Annotated in this window: 14 protein-coding genes; 11 read left to right on the top strand and 3 right to left on the bottom strand. The window is 68.6% G+C overall.

The annotated features are described in order from the left end of the window. Nucleotides 1-11: 11 nt before the first annotated feature. Nucleotides 12-1,964 (bottom strand): penicillin acylase family protein, encoded by a 1,953-nt coding sequence (locus tag AAD018_RS10260; RefSeq protein WP_367315962.1) that lies wholly within the window; start codon nucleotides 1,962-1,964, stop codon nucleotides 12-14. Between the two features lie 134 nt (nucleotides 1,965-2,098). Further along, nucleotides 2,099-2,605 (bottom strand): MarR family winged helix-turn-helix transcriptional regulator, encoded by a 507-nt coding sequence (locus AAD018_RS10255; RefSeq protein WP_367315961.1) that lies wholly within the window; start codon nucleotides 2,603-2,605, stop codon nucleotides 2,099-2,101. Nucleotides 2,606-3,014: 409 nt separating this feature from the next. On the opposite strand from AAD018_RS10255, the gene trbB reads away from it, so the two are divergent. The 11 genes from trbB to AAD018_RS10200 are packed head-to-tail and all read left to right on the top strand — an operon-like array spanning nucleotide 3,015 to nucleotide 12,694. Next, on the top strand, nucleotides 3,015-3,947 hold the full coding sequence (gene trbB / locus AAD018_RS10250; protein ID WP_459382421.1) for a P-type conjugative transfer ATPase TrbB: 933 nt from the start codon (nucleotides 3,015-3,017) through the stop codon (nucleotides 3,945-3,947). Beyond that, a complete protein-coding gene (locus AAD018_RS10245) occupies nucleotides 3,944-4,261 on the top strand; it encodes a TrbC/VirB2 family type IV secretion system protein (RefSeq protein WP_367315959.1) in 318 nt (105 codons plus the stop codon). Before trbB ends, AAD018_RS10245 begins: the two co-directional genes overlap by 4 nt. Continuing rightward, nucleotides 4,258-4,527: a VirB3 family type IV secretion system protein gene (locus AAD018_RS10240; RefSeq protein WP_367315958.1), complete on the top strand. Its 270-nt coding sequence runs from the start codon at nucleotides 4,258-4,260 to the stop codon at nucleotides 4,525-4,527. The genes AAD018_RS10245 and AAD018_RS10240 overlap by 4 nt, the downstream gene beginning before the upstream one ends. Before the next feature lie 7 nt (nucleotides 4,528-4,534). Then, complete coding sequence (trbE, locus tag AAD018_RS10235; RefSeq protein WP_367315957.1) at nucleotides 4,535-7,183, top strand: conjugal transfer protein TrbE; 2,649 nt, start codon at nucleotides 4,535-4,537, stop codon at nucleotides 7,181-7,183. Next, entirely contained in the window at nucleotides 7,161-7,937 is a 777-nt protein-coding gene (trbJ, locus tag AAD018_RS10230) for a P-type conjugative transfer protein TrbJ (protein WP_367315955.1), read from the top strand. Before trbE ends, trbJ begins: the two co-directional genes overlap by 23 nt. An 8-nt stretch (nucleotides 7,938-7,945) precedes the next feature. Continuing rightward, complete coding sequence (trbK-alt, locus tag AAD018_RS10225; protein WP_367315954.1) at nucleotides 7,946-8,281, top strand: putative entry exclusion protein TrbK-alt; 336 nt, start codon at nucleotides 7,946-7,948, stop codon at nucleotides 8,279-8,281. 3 nt (nucleotides 8,282-8,284) lie between these two features. Continuing rightward, on the top strand, nucleotides 8,285-9,583 hold the full coding sequence (gene trbL / locus AAD018_RS10220) for a P-type conjugative transfer protein TrbL (RefSeq protein WP_367315953.1): 1,299 nt from the start codon (nucleotides 8,285-8,287) through the stop codon (nucleotides 9,581-9,583). 5 nt (nucleotides 9,584-9,588) lie between these two features. Next, nucleotides 9,589-10,272 carry a conjugal transfer protein TrbF gene (trbF, locus tag AAD018_RS10215; protein WP_367315952.1) on the top strand — a complete coding sequence of 228 codons (684 nt, stop codon included), beginning with the start codon at nucleotides 9,589-9,591 and terminating at the stop codon, nucleotides 10,270-10,272. Beyond that, nucleotides 10,269-11,252 (top strand): P-type conjugative transfer protein TrbG, encoded by a 984-nt coding sequence (gene trbG, locus AAD018_RS10210; RefSeq protein WP_367315951.1) that lies wholly within the window; start codon nucleotides 10,269-10,271, stop codon nucleotides 11,250-11,252. Before trbF ends, trbG begins: the two co-directional genes overlap by 4 nt. After that, the gene (locus tag AAD018_RS10205; protein WP_367315950.1) at nucleotides 11,249-12,427 is read left to right on the top strand and encodes a TraB/TrbI/VirB10 family type IV secretion system protein; all 1,179 of its coding nucleotides are present in this window, start codon (nucleotides 11,249-11,251) and stop codon (nucleotides 12,425-12,427) included. The genes trbG and AAD018_RS10205 overlap by 4 nt, the downstream gene beginning before the upstream one ends. Before the next feature lie 3 nt (nucleotides 12,428-12,430). Further along, nucleotides 12,431-12,694 carry a DUF2274 domain-containing protein gene (locus tag AAD018_RS10200; RefSeq protein WP_367315949.1) on the top strand — a complete coding sequence of 88 codons (264 nt, stop codon included), beginning with the start codon at nucleotides 12,431-12,433 and terminating at the stop codon, nucleotides 12,692-12,694. A gap of 15 nt (nucleotides 12,695-12,709) precedes the next feature. Here AAD018_RS10200 and AAD018_RS10195 read toward each other — a convergent pair whose 3' ends face one another. Next, on the bottom strand, nucleotides 12,710-13,609 hold the full coding sequence (locus tag AAD018_RS10195; protein ID WP_367315948.1) for a LysR family transcriptional regulator: 900 nt from the start codon (nucleotides 13,607-13,609) through the stop codon (nucleotides 12,710-12,712). Nucleotides 13,610-13,672: the final 63 nt, after the last annotated feature.

Below are 13,672 nucleotides of genomic sequence, written 5' to 3'. Positions count from 1 at the left end.
CAGAAACGGCCTCACGGCGGTCCGGGCACTGGCTTGGTCTGCCGCGCCGAGAACATCCCGGCCTGGTCCGCGAAGTGCGCCGACGCCGGATCGGCGGACTGGCCGAAGGGCTGGACGGACCGGGACGCGACCGTGCCCTCCTCTGACCAGTTCACGAACATCAGGAACGAGTCCCCGAAGTCGGCGACGAGCCGTCCGTCCTTGGCCGCCTCCCACCCGATCGCACGAAGCGCATCGGGCGATCCGTGCAGCGGTAGGTCGACCGCTCCTCTCCGTAGGCGGACAAGTTCGCCCAGGGGCGGGTCGAGCCGACCGAAATGCATCTGGAGGTGATCGACCGCTTCGCGCAGGACCGCCGCGGCATCGGGTTCGGGCAGGCCGCGGTAGTTCGCGCGGTTGAAGGGCGCGATCACCAAGGCGGCGAGCGCGTCGGCGGCGCCCTCACCGTCCTGATCCCAGTCCCAGGTGCGCAGGAGGTCACCGGCAGCGCGCAGGGCGGGGTCGTCCGTCTTGATCTCCATGACCTCCGCGATCTGGCTACCCAGCAGGGTCTCGCGCTCGTATCCGGTGTCGTACTTAATCGCTTCGAGTTCGGCCTCCGTGATCGACGGGTCGGCCGCAAGCAGCCGCAGGGCGCGCGCGATCCGGTTGGTTTCGACCCGCTCGATGCCGAGCCTGTCATCGAAGGCGGTCGGGTCCAGTTCACTGCCCGGCCCCGCCGCGCGGAACGGGGTGTTGTTGGCTGCGGCGATGAAACCCGATGCCGGGTTCAGCAGGAAGGGCTGCGCCTCGAAGGGGGCAAGCTTCGTCCAGATCGCCGCGGACGTGTCGCCGGGCAGAACGGCGCGCCAGTCGAACCCATCCGCGCGCTCGGGAAAGGCTGCGTTGTAGAGCATGGCGATGTTGCCCCGCCCGTCCGCGTAGATGAACGACGTTGCGGGCACGGCACGGATACGCATCGCGTCCATCCACGCGTCCAGCGAGGTCGCCCGGGCGAGGCGGTGATACTGCGTGAGGTGCCGGACTTCGCCCATGCCCGCGTAGCGTAGCGCGAAGACGCCGTCCGCGTTGCGCAGCACCGGCCCGTGGACCGAGCGCTCGATTGTGCGCGGCACGGGAACGGTAAACGGGCCGAAGCGCACGCGCAGCCACATGCGGCGGCGCTCGAACGACCGCCATTCGCCGTCGAGGCGGTAGCGGTCCCCGCCCGCGTCGGTGACGAGCCGGTAGACGTCGATCAGGTCGGGTCGGTTGATCGTGTTTGCCCAGCCCAGATGCGCGTTGTGGCCGTTGAGCGGGATTGGCGCGCCGGGAAACAGCGCGCCGTTGAACGCGAGCCCTTCCTCGCTTCGGACGCGCACCTCGTACCACGCTACCGTGCTCTCCCACGGCTGATGCGAGTTCAGCACGAGATGCGTCGCGCCATCCGCCGAGCGAGACCGGGCGAGCGCGAAAGCGTTTGAGCCGCGCGACCGCTCGGTTGTGGCGGCGGACGCGTCGGGCGGGAGGGGATCGCCCGCGTAAAGCGCGCCAACTGTGCGGTCGAGGCCGAAGAAGAGCGGCGACAGGAGGACGAAAGAGGCCACTACGTCCTCGCCCCGCACCGGGAACAGACCCCAGTGGAGGACGCCGTCCGGATCACGCGTGGCATGGAGGTTCAGCCCATCCGCATAGGCCTCGGCCAGCTCTCGCGTGGTTGTGTCGAGCGACGTGTAGCCGCGCTCCACAGTGTCGCGGACGTCAAGGAGCTGCGCGAGATAGTCGAGTTGCGCGCCCTCCACCCCCGTGACGGCGCCGAGTCGCGATCGGGTGGCAAGTAGGGTCTCCTGGATCGAGCGGAAATCGTCTTCGGCATGGGCGAGCGCCACGCCGAATGCCACGTCGGCATCGGCGGCTCCATGCACCGTGGGCACGCCCCAGCGGTCACGCTCTATCCGGACGGAGGGGCGCTCCGGGACTGCCATGTCCGGCGTTCCGCTGCAGCTCGGCAGCGTTAGGCCCAAGGGAATGAGCAAGACGAGCAGGATCGCCGTCGCGCCGACCCGAGGGAACCACCGCCGAACGGCGAGCCGGCGCCGAGTAGATCGGACCGAGCGCGTCATAATCGCCCAGCCCCACCATCGTCCAGCATCCCGTCCATGGAACCGCGCAGGGCTTCCAACGTCGTGCGGCACGCATCGAGCGCGGCGACTGTGGCGTCCGTATCCTCCACCGCCCGCGACAGGAGTTGTGCCTCGCGCGCGTACATCGTCCGCAGGAGCCGCAGCCCCTCCTCGGTGATCGTGAGCAGCGGCGATTTGCGGCTCTTAGGGTTGCGCGCGGTCGCAACGTAGCCCTGGGCGATCAGACCGTTGGCGATCTTCTGTACGAACTGGCGCGACACGGCCCGCTCGCGCGCGATCTCTGGCACGGTCAGCGCATCGCGGGCGATCAGAAGTCGCAGGATCGCGCGGCTCGATGCCGGGACAGCCACGTCCACATGCAACTGCTCTAGCAGTGAGACGAGCCGGTGATGGCATCGGCTGATTTCGTCACCCAGGCGAAGGGCGGCCTGCTGCTCGGAGGAGAAATCAGACGGGATCAACATGACAACCAATGTTGTCATCGCCGAAGCGAGCCGTCAACTCGACCACGTCAGGTGCGGAAGCTTTCAATGCGCTTTCACTGATGTGCCGTTGAGGTGCAGGCCACTGACACGGCTAGATGAAACACTTTCACTGTCCCAGATGGGCTTTTTCTAGATTCTAGAACACCATGCTGTCCGGGTCTAAACTCATCCGGAACACCTGCCGCCCGCTCGACTGACGCCCCACGCCAGAACACGCCATGCCGCCGTTTCCCTGCCTTTCCACGCCACGGCTCTCCCACCCGCAACCCGCTGTTGATCGAGCCTGTTTCCTGCCTTCTGTAATCGTCCCTGCACGCCGGACGCGCTCTTGCGCCCGGCCCAGATCACGGGGACGCACATGTCGATCCATCCTGTCCGATCCGAGACGTCGAGCCGCGGCGCGCGGATGCTGCGCACGGCGCTGGGGCCGGCGATCGCGGGCTTCCTTGACGATCCCGAGACGGTCGAGGTTATGCTCAACCCGGACGGGAGCCTCTGGCTCGACCGGCTGAGTTCGGGCCTCACGCCGACCAACGACACGCTGTCGCCTGCGGACGGCGAGCGGATCATCCGCCTCGTGGCGCACCATGTCGGCGCCGAGGTGCATGCGGGCAGCCCACGCGTCTCGGCCGAGCTGCCGGAGACCGGCGAGCGCTTCGAGGGATTGCTGCCGCCGGTGGTTGCGGGGCCGAGCTTCGCGATCCGCAAGCCCGCCGTCGCGGTGTTCCGGCTCGAGGACTATGTCCGCGCCGGGATCATGGACAAGCGGCAGGCCGAGGCGCTCTGCGCCGCCGTCGCGTCCCGCGCCAACATCCTCGTCGCTGGCGGCACCTCGACCGGCAAGACGACGCTGACCAACGCGCTGCTTGCGAAAGTCGCAAAGACCTCTGATCGAGTCGTCCTGATCGAGGACACGCGCGAGCTGCAATGCGCCGCGCCGAACCTCGTCTCGCTCAGGACCGTGGACGGGGTCTGCTCGCTCTCGGACCTCGTGCGCTCTTCGCTGCGGCTGCGGCCTGATCGCATTCCCATCGGGGAGGTCCGTGGGCCTGAGGCCCTTGATCTCCTGAAGGCCTGGGGCACCGGCCATCCGGGCGGGATCGGCACGATCCATGCGGGCTCGGCGCTCGGTGCGCTGCGGCGGCTCGAACAGCTGATCCAGGAGGCTGTGGTCACGGTCTCGCGCCCCCTCATCGCCGAGACCATCGATGTCATCGCCGTCCTCGAAGGCCGCGGCAGTGAACGGCGCCTCGTGGAGCTCGCCTCCGTCACCGGTCTTACCGCCACCGGCGACTACGCCCTCATCCCCCTCATCGCAGCCTCCGGAGCCCCCTCATGACCTTTCGTTCTCACCTCACCGCCGCGATCTCGGCCCTCGCGCTCACCATCTGGACCGCGCCCGCCTATGCGGCCGGGTCCAACATGCCCTGGGAGGCGCCGCTGCAGGCGATCCTGGAGTCCATCGAAGGACCGGTCGCCAAGATCATCGCGGTGATGATCATCATCATCACCGGGCTGACGCTGGCCTTCGGCGATACGTCGGGCGGGGCGCGGCGGCTGGTGCAGATCGTCTTCGGGCTCTCCATCGCCTTCGCGGCCTCGAGCTTCTTCCTGAGCTTCTTCTCCTTCGGCGGCGGGGTGGTGATCTCGTGACCGACGCCGACCCCGTTTCCGGCTTCTTCGCGCCGGTGCATCGTTCGCTGACCGAGCCGATCCTCTTGGCCGGCGCGCCGCGCACCATCGCCATCGCCAACGGCACGCTCGCCGCCGCGGTCGGGCTGGGCCTGCGGCTCTGGATGGTGGGCCTGCTGATCTGGCTCGTGGGCCATCTCGCCGCGGTCTGGGCGGCAAAGCGCGACGCGTCCTTCGTAGATGTCGTGCGGCGCCACCTGCGCTACCCGGCCTGGCTCGGGACATGAGGCGCCGATGCTGAACCTCGCCGAGTATCGCAAGCGGCCGCGCCTCCTCGCCGACTTCCTGCCCTGGGCGGCGCTGATTGCCGAGGGCGTCGTTCTCAACAAGGACGGCTCTCTACAACGCTCGGCGCGGTTCCGCGGCCCGGACCTCGATTCCGCGACGGAGGCCGAACTGGTCGCGGCGGCCGCCCGCCTCAACGGTGCGCTGCGGCGACTGGGCTCGGGTTGGACGCTCTTCGCCGAGGCCGTGCGGCTGCCCGCCAATGCCTATCCGGAGAGCGCCTTTCCCGATCCTGTCTCGGCGCTGCTCGAGGCCGAGCGCAAGGCGCAGTTCGAAGAGGAGTCTGCACATTACGAGAGCCGCTATGTCCTGACCGTGGTCTGGCTGCCGCCCGCCGAGGACGCGTCGCGCGCCGAGGGCTGGCTCTACGAGGGCCGCGAGCACGAGGACAGATCGCGCGCTAAGGACCAACTCGCCGCCTTCGTCGATCGCTCTGACCGGCTGCTCGACCTCCTGCAGGGCGTCTTTCCCGAGGCCGCCTGGCTCTCGGACGCCGAGACGCTGACCCATCTCCATGCCTGCATCTCGCCGATCCGGCAGAGTGTCCGGGTGCCCGAGATCCCGATGCATCTCGACGCGCTGCTCGCCGACACGCCCTTCGCGGGCGGGCTGGAGCCGCGGCTGAGCGAGCATCACCTACGTACGCTCTCCATTGTCGGGTTTCCGTCGGCGACCTTCCCGGGGATCCTCGACGATCTCAACCGGCTGGCCTTTCCGTATCGCTGGTCCACCCGGGCCATCTGCCTCGACAAGACCGATGCCGCCCGGCTCCTCACCCGCATCCGCCGCCAGTGGTTCGCCAAGCGCAAGGGGATCGGCGCGATCCTCAAGGAGGTCATGACCAACGAGGCCTCGACACTTTTGGACAGCGACGCGGCCAATAAGGCGGTGGATGCCGATGAAGCCCTGCAGGAGCTCGGCGCCGATCTCGCGGGCTGGGCCTATGTCACCGCGACCCTGACCGTCATGGACCCCGATCCACGCATGGCGGACGCGCGGCTGCGGGTGGCCGAGAAGGCGATCCAGGGCCGCGACTTCACGGTGATCCGGGAGGGCGTCAACGCGGTCGAGGCCTGGCTCGGATCGCTGCCGGGCCATCTCTACGCCAACGTCCGCCAGCCGCCGATCTCGACCCTGAACCTCGCCCATATGATCCCGCTCTCGGCGGTCTGGGCGGGTCCCGCGCGCAACGACCATCTTGACGGCCCGCCGCTCTTCCACGCGCAGACGGCCGGGGCGACGCCGTTCCGTTTCTCTACGCATGTGGGCGATGTCGGCCACGGGCTTGTCGTCGGGCCCACCGGGGCGGGCAAATCGGTGCTGCTGGCCTTCATGGCGCTGCAGTTCCGCCGCTACGAGAACGCCCAGGTCTTCGCCTTCGACTTCGGCGGCTCGATCCGCGCCGCGGCGCTGGCCATGGGTGGGGATTGGCACGATCTCGGCGGGGCGCTCTCGGGCGAGGACGCGGCTCCCGTCGCGCTGCAGCCGCTCGCGCGGATCGACGCGGAGGCCGAGCGCATCTGGGCGGCGGGCTGGATCGCAGGACTCTTGGGACGCGAAGGCGTCGAGATCGGGCCCGCGTATCGCGACCTGATCTGGTCGGCGCTGACCAGCCTCGCCTCGGCGCCGGAAGAGGAGCGGACGCTCACCGGCCTCTCGGTCGTTCTCCAATCGACCGAGCTCAAGCAGGCGCTCCAGCCCTATACGCTGGACGGGCCCTGGGGGCGGTTGCTCGATGCCGAGGCCGAGGCACTCGGCGAGGCAGATGTCCAGGCCTTCGAGACCGAGGGGCTGATCGGCACGGCGGCCGCGCCCTCGGTCCTCGCCTATCTCTTCCACCGGATCGAGGGCCGACTCACCGACGCGCCGACCCTGATCCTGATCGACGAGGGCTGGCTCGCGCTCGACGATCCGACCTTCGGCGCGCAACTCAAGGAGTGGCTGAAGACGCTCCGGAAGAAGAACGCCTCCGTCATCTTCGCCACGCAGTCGCTGGCCGATATCGATGCCAGCGCCATCGCACCGGCCATCGTCGAGAGCTGCCCCACCCGGATGATCCTGCCCAATGAGCGCGCGCTCGAGCCGCAGATCGCCGCGATCTACGGTCGCTTCGGGCTCAATGCCCGGCAGATCGATATCCTGGCCCAGGCCACGCCGAAGCGGGACTATTACTGCCAGTCGCGCCGAGGCAACCGACTCTTCGAGCTCGGGCTCTCGGACGTGGCGCTGGCCTTTTGCGCCACCTCGTCGAAGGCCGACCAGGCCGCCATCACGAAGATCGTGGATGAGCGGGGCCGGGAGGGGTTTGGCGCGACCTGGTTGCGCCATCGCGGCCTCGGCTGGGCGGCGGAGATGCTGCCGGAGGTGCCGGTGCGGGCGGACACGGACCCAACCATTGAGGCTGATCCCGAGACGGATACCTCGGCGGAGTCGTCGCCCATCAGCAAGCCCGCACCGGACGCAGCATTCGACGCTGACGACGCACCCGACATCCAATCCGCTTCCGACGATTTGGCAAACTCCTCGGAGCGCGCCAGCACCTCGACCGATCCCACCATCACGAAGGAGAAGAAAGATGCGACTCAGGACCATCCATAGCGCGCTCATCGCCGCGTCGATGATCGCCGCGCCCGTGGCAACAGCGATCGCCCCATCGCCCGCTCAGGCGGGTCTGTTCGGCGGCGGCTTTGGCGGAATCGTCTACGATCCCCGGAACCACGCCGAGAACATCCTCTCGGCCGCGCGGGCCATGGAGCAGATCAACAACCAGATCGCCCAGCTCCAGAACGAGGCGGCGATGCTGGTGAACCAGGCGCGCAACCTCGCCAGCCTGCCGCATTCCGCATTGGGGCAGCTCCAGCAATCGGTGCAGCGCACGCAAGCGCTCCTCGGCGAGGCGCAGCGCATCGCCTATGACGTCTCGGCCATCGAAGACGCCTTCGCACAGGACTACCGCGACGGGATTGCGGGCGCGCGCGATCCGGAGCTGCTCGCCGGGGCCCGGGGTCGCTGGCAGAATTCCGTCGCCGGGTTCGAGGACGCTCTGAAGGTCCAGGCCTCCGTCGTCGGCAACATCGACGGCACCCGGCAGGCCATGGCCGAGCTTGTCACCCGCAGCCAGAACGCCACCGGCGCGCTCCAGGCCGCCCAGGCCGGCAACCAACTCGTGGCGCTCCAATCGCAGCAGCTCGCCGACCTCACTGCGCTCATGGCGGCGCAGGGCCGGGCCGAGGCGTTGGAGCAGGCCCGGCAGGCCGCGAGCCAGGAACAGGCCCGCGAGCAGCTGCGCCGCTTCCTCGCGCCGGGCGCTGGCTACCAGCCGACCCGGGTCACCATGTTCGGATCGGACTGAGCGCTTCTATGTCCCGCACCCTCAAACAGATCGCCGCGATAGGCCTCGCCGCGGCATTGACCGCTGCGAGCGTAGTCGTCTGGCGTGGCGGCTCGGCCGGACCTTCGGACCGCCTCCTATCCGAGGTCCGGCCGGGTTCTCCTGGCGTGGAGGCTGGCCGGGAGGAAGCGCGGCGCGCTGAGCTGCGGCGCTGCCGCGATCTCGTCGACGCGGCGCTGGAGGACGCGGATTGCCTCGCGCTCTGGGCCGAGACCCGAAGGCGGTTCCTCGGCATCGCGGAGCGGGAGACTGAACGAGCACCAACGCCAGCGCTTCCAACCCCAATCCCTGAGCCGGAGGGCTGAGCCATGGGCGGCACCGGCGTCATCGACCGCTTTCTCCAGGTCTTCACCTCCTATATCGATTCCGGATTCGGCCTGCTCGGCGGCGAGGTCGCCTTCCTCGCCACGACGCTCATCGTCATCGACGTGACGCTGGCCGCGCTCTTCTGGGCCTGGGGCGCCGATGACGACATCCTGGCCCGGCTCGTGAAGAAGACCATCTTCATCGCCTTCTTCGCCTACATCATCGGCAACTGGACCGCGCTCGCGGAGATCGTCTTCGAGAGCTTTGCCGGGCTCGGGCTCCAGGCCGCGGGCGGCGGCGTCACCCCGGCCGAGTTCCTGCAGCCGGGCCGCGTCGCGCAGGTCGGCATCGAGGCGGGTCGGCCGCTCCTCGAGAGCATCGCCGATCTCATGGGCTATATCTCCTTCTTCGAGAATTTCGTGCAGATCCTCGTGATGATGTTCGCCTGGGGTGTTGTGCTGCTCTCCTTCTTCGTCCTCGCCATCCAGCTCTTCATCACGCTGATCGAGTTCAAGCTGACGACGCTGGCGGGCTTCGTCCTCATCCCCTTCGGGCTCTTCGGCAAGACCGCCTTCCTCGCAGAGCGCGTGCTCGGCAATGTCGTCGCCTCTGGCGTCAAGGTCCTCGTCCTCGCCGTCATCATCGGCATCGGATCGACCCTCTTCGGTGCGTTCACCGCGGGCTTCGGCGACGCCACGCCCACGATAGAGGACGCCATGGCGATCGTGCTCGCCGCGCTGGCGCTCCTGGGCCTCGGCATCTTCGGTCCCGGTATCGCGAACGGGCTCATCTCCGGCGGGCCGCAGCTCGGCGCGGGCGCCGCCGTCGGCACCGGTCTCGCCATCGGCGGCGCGGGCATGGCCGGTGGGGCAGCCCTGCGCATGGGGGCGAGCGCCGCAGGGGCCGGAGCACGCGGTGGTGCCGCACTGGCAGGCGGTGCGGCGGGCGCCTATCGCACCGGCGCGTCAGGCGCTTCCTCGATGGCCGGTTCGGCCGCGGGCGGCACGCTCGGGGTCGCCAAGGCCGGCGCCTCCGCCGCCACCTCGCCGCTGCGCCGGGCGGCTGGATCGCTCAAGGAAAGCTTCGTCGCGGGCGGCCAGGCCGGATCGCACGCCGCCGGAGGGCCGGCACCGACTGCCGCCACGTCCCGTACTGCCGGTGGCGCTGCCACCGCACCGCCCGCCTGGGCGCGGCGCATGAAGCGCGGCCAGGCGCTGAGCCACGGCACCACGACCGTCGCGCATGCCCTGCGTTCCGGCGACGGCGGCGGGTCCGGCACCGCCGTCAGCCTCAAGGAGTGAGAGAGATGTTCAAGCGTCCCAGCACCGCCTACGGCAAGACCCCTGAGCCCGAGACCCCGTACCAGCGCGCCGCCCAGGTCTGGGACGACCGCATCGGGTCGGCCCGCGTCCAGGCGCGGAACTGGCGGCTCATGGCGCTCGGCGAGCTCGGCCTCGTCGCCGCACTCGCGGGCGCGCTCGTCTGGCAATCGGTCCAGGGTGACATCGTCCCTTGGGTGGTGGAGGTCGACAGGCTGGGTGAGGCGCGGATCGTGGCGCCCGCCGATGGCAGCTTCGAGCCGACCGACGCCCAACTCGCCTGGCATCTCGCGCGCTTCGTCGAGGACGTCCGCGCCATTCCCGCTGATCCGATCGTGCTGCGCCAGCAATGGCTCGAAGCCTACGACTTCACCACAGACCAGGGCGCGCTCACACTCAACGACTACGCCCGCGCCCGCGATCCCTTCGCGCGGGTCGGCGAGGAGCAGGTCTCGGTCGACGTCTCCTCCGTCATCCGCGCCTCACCCGGCTCGTTCCGCGTCGCCTGGTCCGAACGGCGCTACGTGAACGGTCAGCTCGCCGGGACCGAGCGCTGGACCGCCATCCTGACCATCGTGGTGCAGCCGCCGCGCGATGCCGAGCGGCTGCGGAAGAACCCGCTCGGGATCTATGTCCACGCCCTCGACTGGTCGCGGGAGCTAGGGGAATGAGACGGCCGCACCGCATCGCTTCGCTTCTCTGCCTTGTAGTCGTCCTCTCGGCCTGCGCCACCAAGCCGCCGCAGATCGACTACGACGCTTCGGTCCCGCCGCTGCCCGAACCACCGACGATCCCGGTCGACACTGGCCCGGAGCCGCTGCATCGCCCACCCATCGTCACACCGTCTCGGGGCGGCGCGGCCGATGCGGCGACGCCGCTCGCGCGCGTGTCTGCCGCCAATGAAGCCGCGCGGATCGAGCCACGGCGGCAAGGCTACTTCAACGCCGTTCAGGTCTACCACTTCTCGCCCGGCGCGCTCTATCGGGTCTATGCCTCGCCCGGAAAGGTCACCGAGATCGCGCTCGATCCAGGCGAGCGGCTGGTGGGCGAGGGTCCGATCGCTGCCGGTGACACGGCGCGCTGGATCATCGGCGACACGATAAGCGGCTCCGGCCGTTGGGCTCGGGTCCATGTCCTCGTCAAGCCGACCCGCCCCGATATCGAGACCAACCTCATCCTCAACACCGACCGGCGAACCTATCACCTCGAGCTGGTCTCCAGCGAAGAGACGCATATGCCCTCGGTCGCCTGGTACTATCCGCAAGACCGGGCTCGGCGAGGTGCAACGGCGGCCGTCCCGTCGCAGCCGAGCCTCCCGCCGCTCTCGCACCGCAACCACCGCTACGCGCTCTCGGGCGACGATCCGCCCTGGCGGCCGCGGCAGGTCTACGACGATGGCCGCCGGGTCTACGTCACCTTCCCGCGCGGGATCGTGCAGGGCGAGATGCCGCCGCTCTTCGTGCTGGGCGCCGACGGCACGCCGGAGATCGTCAACGCGCGGGTCTATCGCAACGTGCTCATCGTCGACCGGCTGTTCGCCGCGGCCGAGCTCCGGCTCGGCAGCGGCGACGCCCAGCAGGTCGTACAGATCATGCGCCGCAACACGCCGCCGCTGATCACCCGCCACGCGCCGAGCGGAGGCAAGTCATGAGCGTCGCCGATAGCACCCGGAGCGAGATCGAGACGGCAATCGCCGCCGAGATGCGGCTCCGGCCCGATCCGCCGCGCGTCGTACGGCTCTCGCGACGGGTGCTGGGCACCGGCGCCGCCGTGGTCGCGCTCGCACTCGGTGCCGTGCTGCTCGTCGCGCTGCAGACCCGCGAGGGCGAGGCGCCCACCGAGCTCTACCGCACCGACAACCCGCCCACGGCGGACGAGCTCACCCAGCTCCCACGCGACTACAGCGACATCCCCCGCCTCGGTCCGCCGCTTCCCGGCGATCTCGGCCGACCGATCCTGCGCACCCAGGAACAGGGCGCGCCGATCACGCCGCCGGTGATCCAGCCACAACCGCTCGATCCGGCCGAACAGGCCCGGCGCGCCGAGATGGAGGCGGCTCGGACCAGTTCGCTCTTCGCGCGGACGAGCGGTGGCGGGACGGCCCCCGCGCCAAGTATTGCATCAGGCCCGTCCGCGACCGCCTTCCCGGACCTTGCCGGCCAGCAGCCGCAATCCGAACCGACCGCCACCGAACGCCGCCAGGCCTTCCTCGACGCCCCCGTCGATCGGCGCGTGGTGAGCCCAGACCGCGTCGCACCCCCCGCAAGCCCCTTCCTCCTCCAGGCCGGGACAATCATCCCCGCCGCGCTCATGACCGGTCTGCGCTCCGATCTTCCCGGCCAGATCACAGCGCAGGTCACCCAGGCGGTCTATGACAGCCCCACCGGCCGCTATCTCCTCGTGCCCCAGGGTGCGCGGCTGATCGGCACCTATGATGCCGAGATCGGCGCCGGGCAGCGACGTGTCCTCGTGGTCTGGACCCGGCTGATCCTGCCGGGCGGCCGCTCGATCGTGCTCGAACGCCTGCCGGGCGCCGACCGTCAGGGCTATGCCGGACTGCAGGACCGCGTCGAGGACAATTGGGGCGGGGCGGTCCGCGCCGCCGGGCTCGCGACGCTGATCGCGCTCGCGGGCGAGCTCGGACGCGACGACGAGGACGAGATCGCCGAGGCCATCCGCGAGAGCGGCCAGCAGACAATCGGGCGGATCGGCGAGCAGGTCGTCCAACGCGAGCTCGACGTGCCGCCGGTGATCTCGATCCGTCCCGGCACGCCGGTCCGGGTGATCGTCACCCGCGATCTCGTCCTCGAACCGCTCAGGGAGTGAGCGATGGCTAAGCTTAAACTCGGACCGCTGGTGGACGACAAGCCGGTGAAACTCACCGTCGAACTCCCCGCTGCCGTGCATCGTGATCTCATCGCCTATGCTGAGGTGCTCTCGCGGGAGACCGGGCAGGACGCGAGCGCCGCACAGATCATCGCGCCCATGCTGGCGCGGTTCATGGTGACCGATCGCGGCTTCGCGAAGCTGCGCAAGGAACAAGCGAAAGCGACGGAGAAGAAAGCGGGAAAATCCATCACCGCCCGTGCTTAAAACGACATCTGGCAGCTAGGACGCGTTTGCATCCCTCTGCGGCCGCCAGTCCCGGACCATGGAGACAAAGCGGCCCCGCGCGGGGTTTTCGTTGCCGACGAGCCAGATCGCGCACACCGGAACGGTGGCATTCTCGTCCACGATCGGTCGGAACACGACCCCGGGGATAGACAGTTCGGCAGCCGACGCCCCGAGAACAGTTATGCCTGCGCCGATGCCGACCAGAGCCAGCAGCGACTCGCGCGACACGAAATGCTCTCGCGTCGGGATATAGCCATTCGGCGCAATCCGAGGTGCCAGCATCCCATAGGGCATAGAGCCACTCGCCCAGGTTCGAATGACGATGGGCTGATCTCGCAGATCTGCCCAGGAAAGACTTTGATTATTCGCAAGGGGGTGGTGCGTTGGCAGGGCTGCGATGAGCCCCTCGTCCCAAAGCGCCTGAACTTCCAGATCGGAGTTTTCCACCTCCAAGACCGTCAGGATCAGTTCGAGTTCGCGGGCGCGCAGTTTCGCCAAGAGATCGGTAGGACTCCCCTCGTGTAGCTCCAACGTGACCTCCGGCGCCTCGACATGGAACGCCCGCAGGACCTCCCGGATCGGACCACAAACCAAAGACGTATAGAACCCGATCGATAGGCTGCCCATTTCGACGCGTGCGATGCGCTCCGCGAAGCTCGACGCCTTTTCTAGATCGGAGATGATCCGGCGGGCGGTGCCTAGCAGCTGGTGGCCAGCATACGTCATCTGCATGCCAGTCGCATGCCTTTCGAAGAGATTTGTGTTCAGCCGGTCTTCGAGCGCGCGAATACGTTCGCTTATCGTTGGTTGAGAGACGCCCAACTGTCGCGCCGCCGCGCTGATGCTGCCTGAATCGGCAACGGCCACGAAATAGCGAAGTTGGCGTAATTCCATGACCCTTTAAACCAATAGCAAGAATCTATGATTGGAAGGGCAATCGACAAGTGTCCGCGATAT

Origin of the sequence: Aestuariibius insulae (assembly GCF_040783535.2) — a bacterium.
Classification (GTDB): Bacteria; Pseudomonadota; Alphaproteobacteria; order Rhodobacterales; family Rhodobacteraceae; genus Aestuariibius; species Aestuariibius insulae.
Note: the sequence above shows the minus strand (reverse complement) of the source record. Positions and strands in the feature narration are given on the sequence as shown.